This is a genomic window from Anaerotignum propionicum, from assembly GCF_024461735.1.
Taxonomy (GTDB): Bacteria; Bacillota; Clostridia; order Lachnospirales; family Anaerotignaceae; genus Chakrabartyella.
Map to the genome: position 1 here is coordinate 53,965 of NZ_JANGAD010000002.1, position 16,226 is coordinate 70,190.

At 40.3% G+C, this 16,226-nt stretch carries 15 protein-coding genes, 1 tRNA gene and 1 pseudogene; 5 read left to right on the plus strand and 12 right to left on the minus strand.

All coding sequences use genetic code 11. The features are described 5' to 3' along the window. Positions 1-38 precede the first annotated feature (38 nt). From NE558_RS02830 to NE558_RS02845, 4 genes are read left to right on the plus strand one after another with little or no spacing between them, the layout of a single operon-like run. Positions 39-1,166, plus strand: coding sequence for an ABC transporter ATP-binding protein (locus NE558_RS02830; protein WP_256148402.1), 1,128 nt, complete (start codon positions 39-41; stop codon positions 1,164-1,166). After that, the gene (locus NE558_RS02835; protein WP_256148403.1) at positions 1,163-1,804 is read left to right on the plus strand and encodes an ABC transporter permease; all 642 of its coding nucleotides are present in this window, start codon (positions 1,163-1,165) and stop codon (positions 1,802-1,804) included. The genes NE558_RS02830 and NE558_RS02835 overlap by 4 nt, the downstream gene beginning before the upstream one ends. A 4-nt stretch (positions 1,805-1,808) precedes the next feature. After that, a complete protein-coding gene (locus tag NE558_RS02840) occupies positions 1,809-2,408 on the plus strand; it encodes an ABC transporter permease (RefSeq protein ID WP_256148404.1) in 600 nt (199 codons plus the stop codon). 21 nt (positions 2,409-2,429) lie between these two features. Continuing rightward, a complete protein-coding gene (locus tag NE558_RS02845) occupies positions 2,430-3,323 on the plus strand; it encodes a glycine betaine ABC transporter substrate-binding protein (RefSeq protein WP_256148405.1) in 894 nt (297 codons plus the stop codon). Positions 3,324-3,410: 87 nt separating this feature from the next. Here NE558_RS02845 and NE558_RS02850 read toward each other — a convergent pair whose 3' ends face one another. From NE558_RS02850 to NE558_RS02865, 4 genes are all read right to left on the minus strand, one after another. Next, the gene (locus tag NE558_RS02850) at positions 3,411-4,097 is read right to left on the minus strand and encodes a class I SAM-dependent methyltransferase (protein ID WP_256148406.1); all 687 of its coding nucleotides are present in this window, start codon (positions 4,095-4,097) and stop codon (positions 3,411-3,413) included. A 30-nt stretch (positions 4,098-4,127) separates the two neighbouring features. Beyond that, entirely contained in the window at positions 4,128-4,892 is a 765-nt protein-coding gene (locus tag NE558_RS02855; RefSeq protein WP_256148799.1) for a ZIP family metal transporter, read from the minus strand. A 38-nt stretch (positions 4,893-4,930) separates the two neighbouring features. Beyond that, positions 4,931-5,545, minus strand: coding sequence for a TetR/AcrR family transcriptional regulator (locus tag NE558_RS02860; RefSeq protein ID WP_256148407.1), 615 nt, complete (start codon positions 5,543-5,545; stop codon positions 4,931-4,933). Positions 5,546-5,750: 205 nt separating this feature from the next. Next, entirely contained in the window at positions 5,751-6,626 is an 876-nt protein-coding gene (locus NE558_RS02865; RefSeq protein ID WP_256148408.1) for a LysR family transcriptional regulator, read from the minus strand. 121 nt (positions 6,627-6,747) lie between these two features. Here NE558_RS02865 and NE558_RS02870 point away from each other — a divergent pair, with 121 nt between their 5' ends. Further along, positions 6,748-7,728 (plus strand): YeiH family protein, encoded by a 981-nt coding sequence (locus tag NE558_RS02870; protein ID WP_256148409.1) that lies wholly within the window; start codon positions 6,748-6,750, stop codon positions 7,726-7,728. A gap of 86 nt (positions 7,729-7,814) precedes the next feature. Here NE558_RS02870 and NE558_RS02875 read toward each other — a convergent pair whose 3' ends face one another. The 8 genes and pseudogenes from NE558_RS02875 to NE558_RS02910 all read right to left on the minus strand — a co-directional run bounded on the left by NE558_RS02875 (position 7,815) and on the right by NE558_RS02910 (position 16,000). Continuing rightward, complete coding sequence (locus NE558_RS02875; RefSeq protein WP_256148410.1) at positions 7,815-8,210, minus strand: RidA family protein; 396 nt, start codon at positions 8,208-8,210, stop codon at positions 7,815-7,817. A 395-nt stretch (positions 8,211-8,605) separates the two neighbouring features. After that, positions 8,606-8,679: transfer RNA gene (locus NE558_RS02880), tRNA-Arg, on the minus strand. A 104-nt stretch (positions 8,680-8,783) separates the two neighbouring features. Next, positions 8,784-10,133, minus strand: coding sequence for a phosphoglucosamine mutase (glmM, locus tag NE558_RS02885; protein WP_256148411.1), 1,350 nt, complete (start codon positions 10,131-10,133; stop codon positions 8,784-8,786). A 21-nt stretch (positions 10,134-10,154) separates the two neighbouring features. Then, the gene (locus NE558_RS02890; protein ID WP_256148412.1) at positions 10,155-11,426 is read right to left on the minus strand and encodes a YbbR-like domain-containing protein; all 1,272 of its coding nucleotides are present in this window, start codon (positions 11,424-11,426) and stop codon (positions 10,155-10,157) included. Then, a complete protein-coding gene (cdaA, locus tag NE558_RS02895; protein ID WP_256148413.1) occupies positions 11,423-12,277 on the minus strand; it encodes a diadenylate cyclase CdaA in 855 nt (284 codons plus the stop codon). The genes NE558_RS02890 and cdaA overlap by 4 nt, the downstream gene beginning before the upstream one ends. A 604-nt stretch (positions 12,278-12,881) precedes the next feature. Next, positions 12,882-14,324, minus strand: a pseudogene (gene lysS, locus NE558_RS02900) (lysine--tRNA ligase); the annotation flags it as partial. Positions 14,325-14,427: 103 nt separating this feature from the next. Next, positions 14,428-14,904: a transcription elongation factor GreA gene (greA, locus tag NE558_RS02905; RefSeq protein WP_256148415.1), complete on the minus strand. Its 477-nt coding sequence runs from the start codon at positions 14,902-14,904 to the stop codon at positions 14,428-14,430. Positions 14,905-15,046: 142 nt separating this feature from the next. Further along, the gene (locus NE558_RS02910) at positions 15,047-16,000 is read right to left on the minus strand and encodes a hypothetical protein (RefSeq protein ID WP_256148416.1); all 954 of its coding nucleotides are present in this window, start codon (positions 15,998-16,000) and stop codon (positions 15,047-15,049) included. Positions 16,001-16,226 lie beyond the last annotated feature (226 nt).

The window sequence follows — 16,226 nt, forward strand, 5'->3', positions numbered from 1 at the left end:
GTTACTTTCGACAAAAAAAGAAAGGAGATTCAAACTTTATGATTCAATTTCGTAACGTAAGTAAGCGCTATGGTAAGAAAATTATTTTAGATAATCTTACTCTAGATATAAAAGCCGGTGAATTTGTCATTCTCATCGGCCCCAGTGGATGTGGTAAAACAACTACACTGAAAACGATCAATCGTCTGATTGAACCGGATTCCGGTGAAATCTTGATTGATGGTAAGGATATTACCAAGGTTGACCCCGTACAACTGCGTCGTACCATCGGCTATGTCATTCAGCAAATTGGTCTTTTTCCCAATATGACTGTGGAACAAAATATTGCCGTTGTTCCAAAGCTTCTGAATTACAAAAAAGAAGAAATAGACGAAATCGTACATCGTTTATTAGATTTGGTAAATATGCCTTATGAAGAAAATGCCAAAAAATATCCTTCGGAGCTTTCCGGTGGTCAGCAGCAACGTATTGGTGTTTTGCGTGCCTTAGCGGCATCCCCTCCAATTGTACTAATGGATGAGCCCTTTGGTGCACTTGACCCTGTAACAAGGGATTCTTTGCAGGAAGAAGTTAAAAAAATACAGAAAAAATTGGGTAAAACCATTGTTTTTGTAACCCATGATATGGATGAGGCGATTCGCCTTGCAGATACCATTGTTTTTATGAATGAGGGTAAAGTTTTACAAGTGGCCTCCCCTGAGGAGATGCTGCAAAACCCTGCTGACCCCATTATAAAAAGCTTCCTTGGTAAGCATATGAATAACGGAAACACCGCCAACAATATGGTAGCTTCCGACTTTATGCGCTCAAAAGTTCTGACTGTATCAAAAACGAAAAAAACCTTGGAATGTATTGAGCTGATGAGCCGAAGAGATGTATCCTCCCTGATTGTGGTGGAGGATGACGATACCTATTTGGGAACCGTCTCTGTAGATAAAATCAAAGCACAGGGTAAGGCTGGTAAGGAAATTGCAGAACTGATTACCGTTGAGGCTATGACGGTAAACCGCAATTCCAATGCCCAGGAAGCCTTTGAGCTATTAATTGCTTCACCCACTGGTTATGTTATCGTGTTGAATGATAATAATACGGTTGCGGGCCTAATTACAAAAACCAGTATGGCAAAGGCCATGGGCGAAGCTCTTTGGGGGGAGATGACGCAATGAGTTATATGGAGTTTTTTACTAAGCATTCCAATGAAATTCTCAAAGCAGTGTTTACCCATATTGAGCTTGTACTCATATCCGTTGGCATCGGCGTCATTGTGGCAGTACCTATGGGAATTTTCCTCACCCGTCATAAAGCTGGAGCTAAATATGTTTTATCCGCTGCTGGTGTGATTCAAACAATACCAGGGCTGGTGCTATTGGGTATCATGCTGATTTTAATGGGCATCGGTAAGCCTCCGGCAATTGCCGCCCTTTCTCTTTATGCCATACTCCCAATTTTAAGTAATACTTATACGGGTATTTTAGAAGTGGATGGACATTGCATTGAAGCCGCCAGGGGTATCGGCATGAGCGGTATGCAGACTCTATTTAAAGTGGAACTGCCTCTTGCCATGCCGGCAATCATCGGTGGCCTACGCCTATCCACAGTTTATATTATCAGCTGGGCAACTCTGGCAGGAATGATTGGCGCAGGTGGTCTGGGAGATATGATTTGGACGGGACTTTCAACCTATGAAACAAAATATATTCTTGCAGGGGCAATCCCCGCTGCAATGATGGCTCTTGTGGCAAATGCATTGATTGGATTCCTCCAACGTGCAATGACGCCCCGTGGCCTAAGACTTGGGAGGTGAAAAAATGACTGATTTATTTTCCCTGACAATGCAGCATATGGTTCTTGTTCTCATTGCCATCGGATTTTCTACAATTATCGGGATATTCCTTGGTATTATTTCCTATTGGGTACCCTATTTGGATAAAGTAATCCTCTGGGTTGTTGATTCCTTACAGACCATTCCCTCATTGGCACTTCTAGCCATCTTGATGATTTTCTTCGGCCTTGGCAACGTAACCTTAGTGATCGGACTCATTCTGTATTCCCTTCTTCCCATTGTTCGTAATACTTACCTTGGACTGACAGGAGTTCCTCTTCACTTAAAGGATGCGGCAAGGGGTATGGGTATGTCGAAACTGCAACGTATGATTAAGGTGGAACTGCCTCTTTCCTTTCCCCTGATTTTTTCAGGAATCAAAATTGCCACTGTAACTGCATTATCCATTGCAGTAATCGGGGTTCTAATCGGCTCAGGTGGTCTTGGTTATCCTATTTATCGTGGAATCCAAACCATGAATTTCGCCGCAATTATGAAGGGTACCATTCCCGTAGTGGTTATGGCAGTTTTATTTGACTTTATCATGTCTAAATTTGAGCAAAAACTCGTGAAACGAGCAAAATAATATTCAAAAGGAGGATAACATATGAAAAAGAAAATACTATCTTTGGGAATTGCCGCTACGGCTGTTTTTTCCATGGCTTTGACCGGCTGTGGCAGTAAGGATACTGTTGTCATCGGTTCTAAGGATTTTAGCGAGAATATCATTCTTGGTGAAATTCTTTCTCAGCTGATTGAAAACAAAACAGAATTGAAAGTGGAACGGAAGCTGAATATGGGTGGCACCTTTATCAATTTTGAAGCACTGAAAAAGGGCGATATTGATATTTATTCCGAATATACAGGCACCGGTCTGACTGCCCACTTAAAAATGGATGTCATCACCAATCCTGAGGAAGCCTATAGCGTGGTAAAAGAGGAATTTAATAAACAATTTGATATTACTTGGATGGAACCTTATGGCTTTAATAATACCTATGCCATTGCTGTCACTAAGGCTGTTGCTGATAAATATCATTTGGAAAAAACCTCTGATCTAAAGGGTGTATCGGAAAATTTGATTTTCGGCGGTGAAAATGAATTCTTTAATCGACAGGATGGGTTTGAAGGCTTCTGCGATTTGTATGGTGTTACCTTTAAGGGCGACCCCAAGATGATGAATGTATCCTTAAAATATCAAGCCATCGGCAATAATGATATGGATGCCACCGATGCCTTTACCACCGATGCAGAAATCAAAAAGTATGACTTAAAAGTGTTGAAGGATGATTTAAACTTCTTCCCCCCTTATTATGCAGCTCCCCTTGTGCGTAATGATACCTTGAAAGAACATCCTGAACTTAAGGACGTGCTAAACCTATTGGCGGGGCAAATAAGCGATGAGGAAATGACAGAGTTGAATTATCAAGTTAATGTAGAACAGAAAAAAGTGGAACAGGTTGCCACAGATTTCTTGAAAAGCAAAGGATTACTAGACTAAAAATTTGTTTTATCTATAAATATAAAGACTCTTTATTCAGTAAAACGCCCGTTGCTGTGATTTTCGAATCACTCCAACGGGCACTTTTTATTTTCCTTTTATACAAGTAAAACAGGCCATGGCCCCCACACAATTCAATTGTACTTGGTCATACATTTCCCGCAATCTGAATTCTAAGCTTTGCTTCGTCTCAAAGGGTGGGGTGAAAAATCCCTTTGGCACATAAACCCTTTGAATAAACCAATCTGTACGTTTCCTTTCTCCCTGTACATAAAAACAACCGCAAAAAATTCCATGGGGCTTCAAAACACGAAAAATCTCCCTGAATGCTCCCTCTTTATCAGGAAAAGCGTGAAATCCATTGAGCGATAGTACCAAATCAAAGGTTTCATCAGCAAAATCCAACTCCCCCACATCCCCTTGACAAAAGGTAACATGGTGAAGATGCATAGCATCTCCTCTGCGTTGTGCCCGTGCCATCATTTCCTCAGAATAGTCCACGCAGGTGATTTCGGCCTCCTGTAGATTTGCATACATAGGCATAGTCAATATCCCTGTTCCTACAGGCACTTCCAGCATCTTACCTGAGAAGTCTGAGGGAATTCCCTGCAGAGCCAATTGCAAATACTGATTATTTTCTTCTTGGTTCATCCCCCATATCATCTTGCATACAGCTTTCCCCCAAAAAGTAGAGCAGGTAATCATTCCATCATAAAAGGTATGCTCTCCTCCAATGGTTCTATAAGCTTTTTTTATTTCATCACTTCTTTGCAAGTGCCATTCCCCCTTTTGGCTCCTTTTCCATCAGCCCAACGCCACATCCAATACCATCATCAGCGCAAAACCTAATGCCGCACCAATTGTGCCTATGTTGGAATGCTCCCCCGCTTGTGATTCGGGTATCAATTCCTCAATCACCACATATATCATAGCCCCTGCTGCAAAGGAGAGAAAATATGGCAATATAGGCATTACCTGCTTTGCCAACAAGATGGTTATCACCGCACCCACTGGCTCCACAACACCGGAACCCACACCATATAAAAAAGCCTTTTTCTTGCTGGCACCTTCATTGCGCAAAGGCATAGAAATAATGGCACCTTCGGGGAAATTCTGAATAGCAATGCCTAATGCCAAAGCAAAGGCAGACATCATGGTGATATTACTGCCTCCCAACATAGCTCCTGCAAAAGTTACACCAACGGCCATACCCTCGGGAAAGTTGTGTAGGGTTACGGCAAGGACTAGCATTGATGTTTTTGAAAGCTTGCTGGGCACCCCTTCCGGCTTATCACTGTCCAAATGTAAGTGCGGTATTATCGTATCTAATACTAATAAAAACCCAACACCTAACAAAAACCCAATCAAAGCAGGCAACCATGAAGGGCCCTTTTGCTCTCCTGCCAAATCAATGGCAGGAATCAATAATGACCAAACAGAGGCGGCAATCATAACGCCTGCCGCAAAGCCTAAAAGCAATTTTTTTACCTTTTCATTCATTTCATCCCTCATAAAAAATACCATTGCGGCACCTAATGAGGTGCCCACAAAGGGAATCAGTAAAATCATAAACTCTTTCAACAAATATCACCTACCTATCTATCTTTTTACTTATCCTGCAGTAACTGATTCCAGCAAGCCACCATGCATGCAACCATAGCTTCCAAATTCCGCCCTGCATTTTCCTCTGATTTTTCATGGGAAACCAGATGTACAAACAAATTCACTTGGGTATGGGCAAACCAGTGGAGCATATAATCTGCAGGTTTTGGTACATTTTTTTGTAAACAAATCCGATCAGCCATAAGACGGTATTTTTTTTCCGTCATTTCTACAAATTGCTCCTCGGTATGCTCGAACTTGGAGCCTCTGGATTTTGTTAACAGTAGATGAAATACATCATAATTTTGATAAATACAATGGAGCATTTCCTTGGCACAAACCAAGTCCTCCAAATCCGCTTTCCCCTGATTTTGATAATCCTCCTGATTTAGCTCTTTGTCAAAATGCTCATCCAAAATCTGATTTAGCTCTCTCAAAGGCTCTTCCACGATGGAAGCAAATAAATCGTCCTTATTTTTAAAGAAAAAATATAAGGCACCTGTGGTAACCCCTGCATTTTTGCAAATATTGCGTAGAGAGGCATGGGCGAAACCTTTTTCCATAAACTCTTTTCTGCCCCACTGAATTAACTGTTCTTTTGTTTCTTTATCATTTTTCAAAGGATACCTCCTTTACAACATAACACCGTTATCTTTTTTTCTATTATTATAGTATGCCGTATTTAATTTTTTGTCAAGATACGTTAAAAAGAAAATGAAATGGGGGTTAATCAGCCCCCAAAAACATTATCCTTTTATTTTTTAGCTATACTGCCATAAACAAAGCTAAAAATTAGCCCATCGTCTCCAACCTTCATAAGAATCTTCAATATAGATTGATTAAATGTTCCATAAATTGATTCATTTTTTGTGTGATATACTTTTTCTTATGATAGGCAATTTTGAATTGACGAATAAACTCTATTCCTTCAATCTTAGAAGAAAAAAGGGTCTTGTTTTCAAGCTCCTTTAAAACACTTTTCTGGGAAATAACAGAAATGCCCAAATTATTTTCTACTGCATTTTTAATGGTTTCTGAATTATTGCAAACCCACGATGCAGACCAACTGACATTGTTCGCCGCCATTTTTATTTCAAACAGCTTTCTGGTGCCACTGCCCTTTTCACGGATGATGAAATTTTCCTTCTCCAGCTCGGAGGGTAATACCATTGCTTTTTGTGAAAAGGGATGCTCCTTCCCGCAGATTAAAATAAGCTCATCTTGAAGAAATGGTTTTATGGTAATATCCGGCGAAAGAATTTCCCCCTCTACTAACCCCAAATCCACCTCATTGTTTAGAATAAGGGATTCAATCACCGTTGTGTTATCCTCAATCACCTCAAAACTTGTAGATGGGCTGACATTTTGAAAGGATTTCACCAATTTGGGTAATATGGCTGAGCCCACCGTAACACTAGCTCCAATACGAATGACACCACTTTCTGACAAAGATTTTATACTGGCTTCTGCTTCTTCAGTCATTTTAGTGATATGCCTAGCATAGCTTAGCAACTTTTCTCCTGCATCCGTAAGATAAATTCTTTTAGAAAGCCGTTCAAATAGCTTTGTTCCGTAAAATGCTTCCAGATCTGATATAGCTTGACTCACTGCCGACTGAGAGATATACAAACGCTCCGCCGCTTGAGTCATATTCATGGTCTCACATACCTCTATAAAAATTTTGAAATGCCTTAATGTCATAGAAACCTCCCATACATAAGCTTTTACTTATCAATATTATCTTATAATAATATTTTAATTATTATTGTGCAAGAGGTATAATACAAACAAGTATAAAACCAAATAAAGGAGAAGAACAAATATGGTTAAAAGAAAAATTGGGGGAATCCTTCTTGCAGGGTGCATTGCCATTCCTGCGTGGCTGATTGGTAAGGCATTTCCTATCATAGGCAGTCCTGTCTTAGGGATATTGTTCGGTATGATTCTGGCTTTTTGGAATAGACCAACCCATTTGAACGAAGGTATTCAATTTACCTCAAAAAAAATTCTGCAATACGCTATTATACTTTTAGGATTTGAAATGAACTTATTTAATATTTTTAGTGTTGGAAAGCAAACACTCTTGCTTATGGTATTTACCCTATCCGCAGCGTTTTTAACCGCATTGTTTGCAGGGAAGCTTCTTAAGCTGGATGGAAATACAAAAACGCTGATTGGTGTTGGCTCTGCCATTTGCGGCGGCTCTGCCATTGCTGCAACAGCACCCGTTATTCATGCCAACGATGAAGAAATCGCCCGTTCTATTTCTACAATCTTTCTCTTTAATGTAATTGCTGCGTTCCTGTTTCCTGCTTTAGGACACCTGTTTGGAATGACTGACCACACCTTTGGCCTCTGGGCAGGAACCGCAGTGAATGATACCTCTTCGGTGGTTGCTGCAGGCTATGCTTTTAGTGATACCGCAGGAAATCTATCCGTCATTGTGAAACTGACAAGAACCCTGGCCATTGTTCCCATTACCCTTGTTCTGGCGGTTATTACTTCAAAAAGGAATGCAGGAGAAAATGCAAATTACAGCATCGCTAAAATATTTCCATGGTTTGTACTTGGTTTTCTTGGCGCATCCATATTAAATACCTTCCTGCCTATTCCAAGCAATGCAACTCATTTTCTTGCACAAGCCGGAAAGTTTATGATTGTCATGGCCATGGCTGCAATTGGATTGAACACAAATATTATTAAATTGGTGAAAAATGGTGCGAAACCTATATTGCTGGGTTTCTTATGTTGGCTTTCCGTCTCTGTTGTTTCACTGGCTGTTCAATATCTTTTTCATATCTAAATCATAAATAAAGTAAAAAAGAGCAGGGAAACATTCTCCCCGCTCTTTTCTTATTCATATAAATAGACATACTAGAACCGTATCGTTTATCCTGCAGCCCATATCTCTATTTCTATTTTTATTGAATCCAAACCTAAGGCATTCACATAGGCAATTGTCATAGAAGGCGAAATTTCTCCAAAGAATTCACAATATATTTTATCGAAATACGCCCAGTCTATTTCTTCTATTGACCATATATTTACCTTAATCACATTGTCTGGTTCCAAATCCACACTTTTCAGTAAGTTTGATATATTTATAAATGTATTTTCTACTTGTTGATTAAAATCAGCAGGAATATCACCGCCTAAATCTGCTCCAATTTGACCTGAAAACGTATAAAAAGTTGCATTAGGCTTTATTTTTGTTATATGGGTATAGTTTCCTACCTCTTTGCTCACTCCTGATGGTGATAATCTGGTAACTACATTATTTTTCATTTTAAAACATCCTTTCTCTATTGGATAAATAATTTCTAACACTATATACCGTTAAGATATACAGTTATCCTCTGCTAGAAATTCATTTATCAAAAATAGAGATGGAATGCTCGTTTTTTATAAGACTACTTCTAAAAAAAACCAATCTCATTGCCTTACCCCCTTTCAAAGTATTATATGGATAACCACGCCTACAGTCAAGTAATCAAATATAAAGAAAAAATAGTTCGAAAATACCTTTTCATCCATTGCAAAAAATCTATTAAGAGTAAAAGCGCTGAAATATATGTCGTCTTTCTTCGTGCTATGATGTCCTTCCTCATTGAGTAACAAAGCCTTAAAGCCAAAAAAAGGGCTGAAAACTCAAGAAATCTTGAATTTTCAACCCATTATAATGTCCCAGACAGGAGTCGAACCTGCGGCCTTCCCCTTAGGAGGGGGACGCTCTATCCAACTGAGCTACTGAGACAAATAATAAAATAGACAGCAGAAACTCTCTAAGCAGTCCTTTTCTATTTTATTCGTATCCCCTGCCACAGTCAAGTAGTTTTATGCCATAGCAGGGGAATTTTTTTACTGAAGCTTCTCCTCAATAAAAGCCGCTAACTTCATGGCTTCCTTTTCCATCACTTCTTTGTCCTTGCCTTCAATCATTACTCTTACCAAAGGCTCCGTACCGGAAGTGCGAATCAGAACTCTTCCATCAGAAGAAAATTTCTCCTGCAATGCCTCGATAGCAGCTTTAATTTCAGGAACCTCCATATACTCATTCTTCCGGGCATTGTTTACCCGGGCATTCACCAATACCTGAGGCATTACCTCCATGGTTTTTGCCAACTGGGATGCCTTTTTTCCACTGCGATTCATAACGGATAAAAGCTGAATTGCAGTTAAAACGCCATCTCCCGTTGAGTTGTAATCCAGAAAAATAATATGTCCTGATTGCTCTCCTCCTAAGTTATACCCCTCAGCCAGCATACTTTCCAGAACATACCTGTCACCAACATTAGTTTGTAAAACAGATATTTCGTTTTCTCGTCCCATCATTGTCAGCCCGAGGTTAGACATGACCGTTCCAACAATGGTGTCTTTTTTCAATTCACCCCTTGCCTTCATATCACATCCACATATGGCCAGAATTTTATCTCCGTCAATCAGTTCACCATTTTCGTCCACTGCTAAGCAACGGTCTGCGTCTCCATCAAAGGCAAACCCAATATCAGCGCCATTTTCCTTCACCAATGCCACTAAATCCTCCATATGGGTAGAACCGCACTTATCATTAATATTCGTTCCATCGGGTTCATTATGTATGATGCAAAGCTGGGCACCCAACTCAAGCATTGTAATCGGTGCCGCTTTATAAGCAGCACCATTGGCACAATCCAGTGCCACCTTTATCCCTTGAAAACGCTCTTTCGTACTATCTCTAAGGAATGTAATATAATCATCCAGGGCTTCTTCTGCATAGCCTCTAGTTCCAATTCCACTCCCTGTAGGACAGGGCAAAACCTCCATACGGCTTAAAACGATATCCTCTATTTCATCTTCCAGTTCATCACTCAATTTATAACCCTGATCACTAAAAAACTTAATACCATTATATTCAACAGGATTATGGGATGCAGAAATCATTACCCCGGCGTCCAAACGATAGTGACGCACCAAATATGCCACTGCAGGAGTGGGAATTACTCCCGCAAGCACCGCATGGGCACCAACAGAGCAAATCCCTGCAACCAAAGCAGACTCCAGCATATCACCACTGATTCGTGTATCCATTGCCACCAAAATACGAGGCGCATGCTTCTTTTCCTTCGTTAAAACATATGCCCCAGCCCGACCAAGCTGATATGCCATCTCCCCGGTCAATTCCGTATTGGCAACGCCTCTAACACCATCAGTACCAAATAATCTACCCATTTATATTTCCTCCAAAAAAAATCATGATTCACTATCGGATGCGTCCCCTTCTTGGGAAATTGCAACATCAATATATGCATACCCAGCCGCGATGCCGTCCGCTAAATTCAAGGTAATCGGCACCTTGTGGTGCCCCACAGAAAGACCACTTACATCCACAGTACCCGTAAGGGTACTCTCGTCTATATTATTAATCAATGTTTCCTCACCTGTTATCACAACTTTGGCACTGCCGCTGATTTCATAACTCATTCCACTTTCACCTTTTAGTACGGTAAGCTGATTTGAACGAACCACAATCTCACGGCTGTTTGCAGCCAATACTTGCACATTTACCTGTATGGTTGGGCTGCTTCCATCTTTAATGGCTATCCCCTCAGGAAGATAATCCGCCACAGCAAAGCTCTTTCGCTGGGTGCTACTACTTCCTGAAATATCAATATCAGGCAATTGAAGATAAATAAAATCTTTTAAAATTTCAGGGTTTGCAACCACTTCTATTGTTTGAGGGGTGCAGGTTGTTTCACCCAATTCAAAACCATCCCCAGGGGTACCGGAAATATTCACCTTAATGGGAATAGATTTTAAACCCAGCGCACCATAAATCACAGTAACATCAGATGTGCCTAGCTTCACACCCTTCACTTGGGTTCCATGGGAATCATAAGGAACCAGCTTAGCATTCAGTTGCACGTCCCCTTGAACATCCTGGGCATTAATTACACCTCGTACTGCTGTAACCCGCTCCACTGCCGATGCAGGGCCCTTCACCCAAACAGTATCTGCACTCAAAACAGGGGCAGAGTACAAAGCATTCTTGGATAGCTCTCCATTTAACGTGATTTCAATAGGAAGCTCCTTACTTGCTAACCTTTCGATGCTCACTTGAATATTTGCAGGGGCCTTACTCACAATGGTATATCCACTATATCCCCCAAGCATTTCTACCTTCACAGGCAAAGAAACCGTATCTCCCGCCATAGCATTTTGCAGTCCAGAAAAGTCCACAGAAACTTGAAGCCAATCGTTAGACTGGTTTAAGCGATCCAAAGAGGTACGTTGTGCCTTGATTTTAATATTCACCTTTGTTGCGGCGATATCTTCCGCATTTCTTGCCGTCAGGCCTCGGTCCGTCAAGACCTCCATATTGTCTAATGTAATATACTTGGAATAGGTCCTTGTGTCAACAGGCTGATTGATATTAATTACCATAAACCACATGATAGTGGCGATGCCTATGGAAAGCAGCTTCCATCCCAAGTCTTTCATCAGTGCTTCTTGAAATTTTTTCATTTATCCTGCCTTCCTTTCCAAAAAGTGAGTTTCTTCTTGCCAACTTTCTTGGTTTGTGAAAGCATTGTTCTTAATTGATCTGCAGTTAAATCCCGGTAAAGAACACCACCTCTAGCCACAGAAATAGACCCTGTTTCCTCAGAAACAACAATAACATAAGCGTCTGAAACCTCACTGGCACCTATAGCCGCCCGATGTCTTGTGCCCAATTCCATGCTGATTTCATTGCTGTCGGTTAAAGGCAAAAAGCAGGTTGCCGCTGCAACCCGATTTCTGCGTATAATTACGGCACCGTCATGCAACGGCGTGTTATGTTCAAAAATATTGATTAATAACTGGCTGGAAATTAATGCATCAATGGGAATTCCAGTCCTCTCCAAATCCCCCAAAGGCACCTCCTGCTCTATCAAAATTAAGGCACCGGTCTTTACCGCCCCCATTTTGTCTGCAGCCTTGATGATTTCATCCACTGTTCTGGTAGTGGCCTTTTGACTGTCTTCCTCATCAGTACGAATGAAATACGAAAAAAACCGCCCTTTTCCCAGCTGTTCCAAAGCTTTTCTAAGCTCTGGCTGAAACACAACAATCACTGCAATAATACCAACAGAAATGGTATTTGACAATATCCAAATAATTGTGTGCAGCTGTAAAATGGCAGCGATGGCTGCCAAGGCAAGAATGACCAATATTCCCTTAAACAACACCCATGCCCTTGTTTCTTTAATCCAAAATATAATTTTATAAATAATATAGGCAACAATCAGAATATCTAAAATATCCGAAAATCCAATGGATGGCCGAACAAAGCCTGTTACCCCTAAATTGTCAAATAAACCTTTTAATGCCTCCATATACACACCCTACCCCTTGGAAATATGACACTATTTCCATTATATCATATTAACGTGCCATAAATTCTTAAAAAAAAGAGAAAAATACTTGTCCAAGTTCCTGATACCAAAAAATACACTTGGAAAAAAGATCTATTTCTTTTATCCTTTAAGCTTGCATAGATAACCTTGAAAAGCGGTATATCTTCTTACCCCTTTTCATATAAAAAATAGATTATAATAGTCTAAACTATTCCAAGTTTTTTAATCTCCTATTTCCTTCATTAAAAAGCCATAGTAAAAAGATTTACTGTGTTTTATTGCATTGTATTTATTATAGCATAAATCCTTAGGAAATGTGTAACAAAGTCTATGAAAAAGACATCATAGGAAAAAAATTCTTGTTGCGTATTTTGCACTTCAAATTAGGTTCTTCTTAAAATCTCATATACCCCAATAATATGATTTCTCCACACCAAATAAGGAGATGCGCCTGGTAACTCACGGAATACCGATTACTTCTAGCCTGGATTATCAAGTTTCCCAAGGAAAAGGTACAAAAAAAGCACGGAAATCTTAAGTTAATGATGTCCGCGCTCTTTCATTTCATTTATTTATCAAGGGGTCTCATGGTAGGGAATAAAATAACGTCCCTAATAGAAACTGCTTCTGTCAACAGCATAACGAAACGGTCAATACCTACACCCAAACCACCGGTAGGAGGCATACCATATTCCAATGCAGTTAAGAAATCCTCATCAATCATATTGGCTTCATCGTCCCCTGCTTCACGCAGCATTTCTTGATATTCAAAACGTCCACGCTGGTCAATAGGGTCATTCAACTCGGAATATGCATTTGCATATTCACGACCTACGATGAATAATTCAAAACGGTCAGTATAATCAGGGTTCTCAGGCTTTCTCTTTGTCAAAGGAGATACCTCAACGGGATAATCAATAACAAAAGTAGGCTGAACCAGATTCTTTTCCACAAATTCTTCGAAGAACAGTAACAGAATATCCCCTTTTACATGACGATCTTCAAAAGCAATATGGCGTTCTTTCGCCAATGTCTTTGCTTCCTCGGTATCCTTTACAACATCAAAATCTACACCGGTATATTCCTTAACCAAAGAAACCATAGTTTTTCTTGCAAAAGGCTGACCCAGATCCAATTCATGACCACCATACTGAACCTTTGTTCCACCCAAAACATTTTGTGCAACGGTGCGGAACATTTGCTCAGTAATATCCATCATGCCATTATAGTCTGTATACGCCTGATACAACTCCATCAATGTAAATTCAGGATTATGTCTTACAGAAATTCCTTCATTACGGAATACACGGCCGATTTCATAAACTCTTTCAAAACCGCCTACAATCAGTCGCTTTAAGGGCAGTTCAAGGGCAATACGGCAATACATATCAATATCCAATGTATTATGATGTGTGATGAAAGGTCTTGCTGATGCACCACCTGCAATGGTCTGCAATACAGGGGTTTCCACTTCCAAAAAGCCCTTTCCATCTAAAAATCTTCTGATTTCGCTAATAATTTTAGAACGCTTAATAAAAGTATCCCTTACCTCAGGATTTACAATCAAGTCCATATATCTTTGGCGATAACGCATTTCTTGATCCTTTAAGCCATGGAATTTCTCAGGCAGAACCTGCAAGCTTTTGGAAAGAAGAGTAACCTCCTTAGCATGCACAGATATTTCCCCTGTCTTTGTACGGAAAACAAAGCCTTTAATGCCCACAATGTCGCCAATGTCAAACTTTTTAAAAGCGGCATATTCCTCATCTCCAATATCGTTACGGCTCACATAGGACTGCATGTTGCCGTTACGATCCTGAATATTGCAAAAGGATGCCTTCCCCATAATACGTTTGCTCATCAAGCGGCCTGCAATTGCCACATCCTTGTTTTCCAACTCCTCAAAGGTATCTCTGATTTCGTTGCTGTGATGGGTTACATCAAATTTTACAATTGCAAAAGGATCCTTCCCCTCTGCCTGTAATTGTGCCAGTTTATCACGACGGATGAGAATCTGCTCACTCAGCTCCTGCTGGGTTAATTCCTTCTCCTGTACGTTTTCGTTTTGCTCTGCCACGTTTCTTCCTCCATTCCCTTTTGGCCTTTGTATTCTGCCAACCTCATAATTTTTATCTTTTAATCGATACTATTTCAAAAACAGCCTCACCATCGGGTGTTTCAATGCTGATTCTTTCACCGGTGGAATGACCTAAAAGAGCCATACCTACGGGAGACTCATTGGAAATGCGTCCATTCATAGGGTCTGCTTCCGCGGAACCAACAATGGTATAGGTCATAATCTCATCAAATTCTATATCGTGAAGCTCTATCGTTGAACCAAGGCTTACCACCTCGTTGGATACTTCTTCATCGTCAATGACCTCTGCATTACGCAACATTTTTTCAAGAACAACAATTCTTGCTTCAATTTCAGCCTGTTCTTCCTTTGCAGCATCATACTCCGCATTTTCAGACAAGTCTCCCTGTCCTCTTGCTTCTTTAATCTTTTCTGCCACTTCTTTTCTTTTGACAGTTTTCAAATTTTCCAGCTCTTCCTCCAGCTTTTTCAAACCATCATAAGTCAAAACAACCTTTTTTTCCGCCATGGTCGTTGTCATCTCCTTTTTCCCGGAACTCTCCGCTTTTTTTGCTTTTCCTTGTCAAAATCGCACAAACAAGGAAAAAAGAGGGCCTTGACCCTCAAAATTCATTGATAAATTATATAATACTTAAAGAAGAGTGTCAATGTTAATCCCCCAAATTGTCCAAATCCTCTTTGATTTTGCCAATCTTCACCCGCTTACCCAAGGCTGAAAACCCGCAAACAGAAAAATCACTCTCTTTTAATGCTCGAAAAACCTCTTTTGCTTTTTCAGGGGGATATTGATCCAACCAAAATCCTTGAAAATCCATGTTCTGTGTAAACGCCCATGCCTCAGCCCATCTTCCCTCCACCTGCTGTCCTGCATAGGTAAAGTAAAACCCCTCTGCCGCCGCTGAATCCCAACGCCTTTGCAAAAGCTTGCGCAAAACGGGTCGATTGCCTACGGCATCAATAAAAACTGCATATCTTTTTATAATGTGTTCATAACCCGTTTGCTCCATGCCGCAAACAATAATAGCATCCGCTTCGGAAAACAATGGGTTTTTGGGGGAAGAAAACACTTCGGTACGCAAGCCCTTTTCTTCAAACAGCTCCTCCTGTATTTCCTCCAGCTCCCCCATAGTATCTGCAAAAAAAGAAAGATGATTCACATAATCTCCCATTCCTGCCAACACCAAGGGTAACATTTCCGAATCCGCACCGGAAATTAGAAAATGAGCTTCTTCGGGATTTTTACCCTGCCGCCGCAAAGCTTCCGCCGCACCGTCAAAGGCAAACAATGCCGCCAAAATTCGCCCTTTGGCAATAGGTAGAATCTTCTGAGGAAATTCCCCTTCACTGGGTGTTATAATAATTCCTGCGCCCTCTGCCGCTAAAGTTTTTGCCAATTCTTCTGCTTTGTTTCTCCAAGGTACAGACAGCCCCTGACCATCTGAAACAGATAAAATTCCTTGTAATATGCCCTCTTTTTCTTCAATGGTAAAGGGTTTTTTTGAAAGAATGTATTTATTTCGTAAATTCTCCGTTAAAAGATTCGTCCAACAAGGTAGTGTTACCCGCTCTTCTTTCTCTAAAAAACGAACTGCTGCGATTTTCATATGATATCCCCCTTCTTTGCCTTGTTTATGTATTTCTTGTCATACAATTTCACCAATTTGTGTTTTTTTGAATACCCTATCCTTCACTGCTACCAACTCCTTCTTTCTGGAAAATAGAAATTGTATATATTTTTGTACAATTTTTAGTTCCTTTTCCCTACTAATTTTTAGAATATAAAATCATAAATAATTTTCTATTTTAATATAATTATATATGTTTTTAATT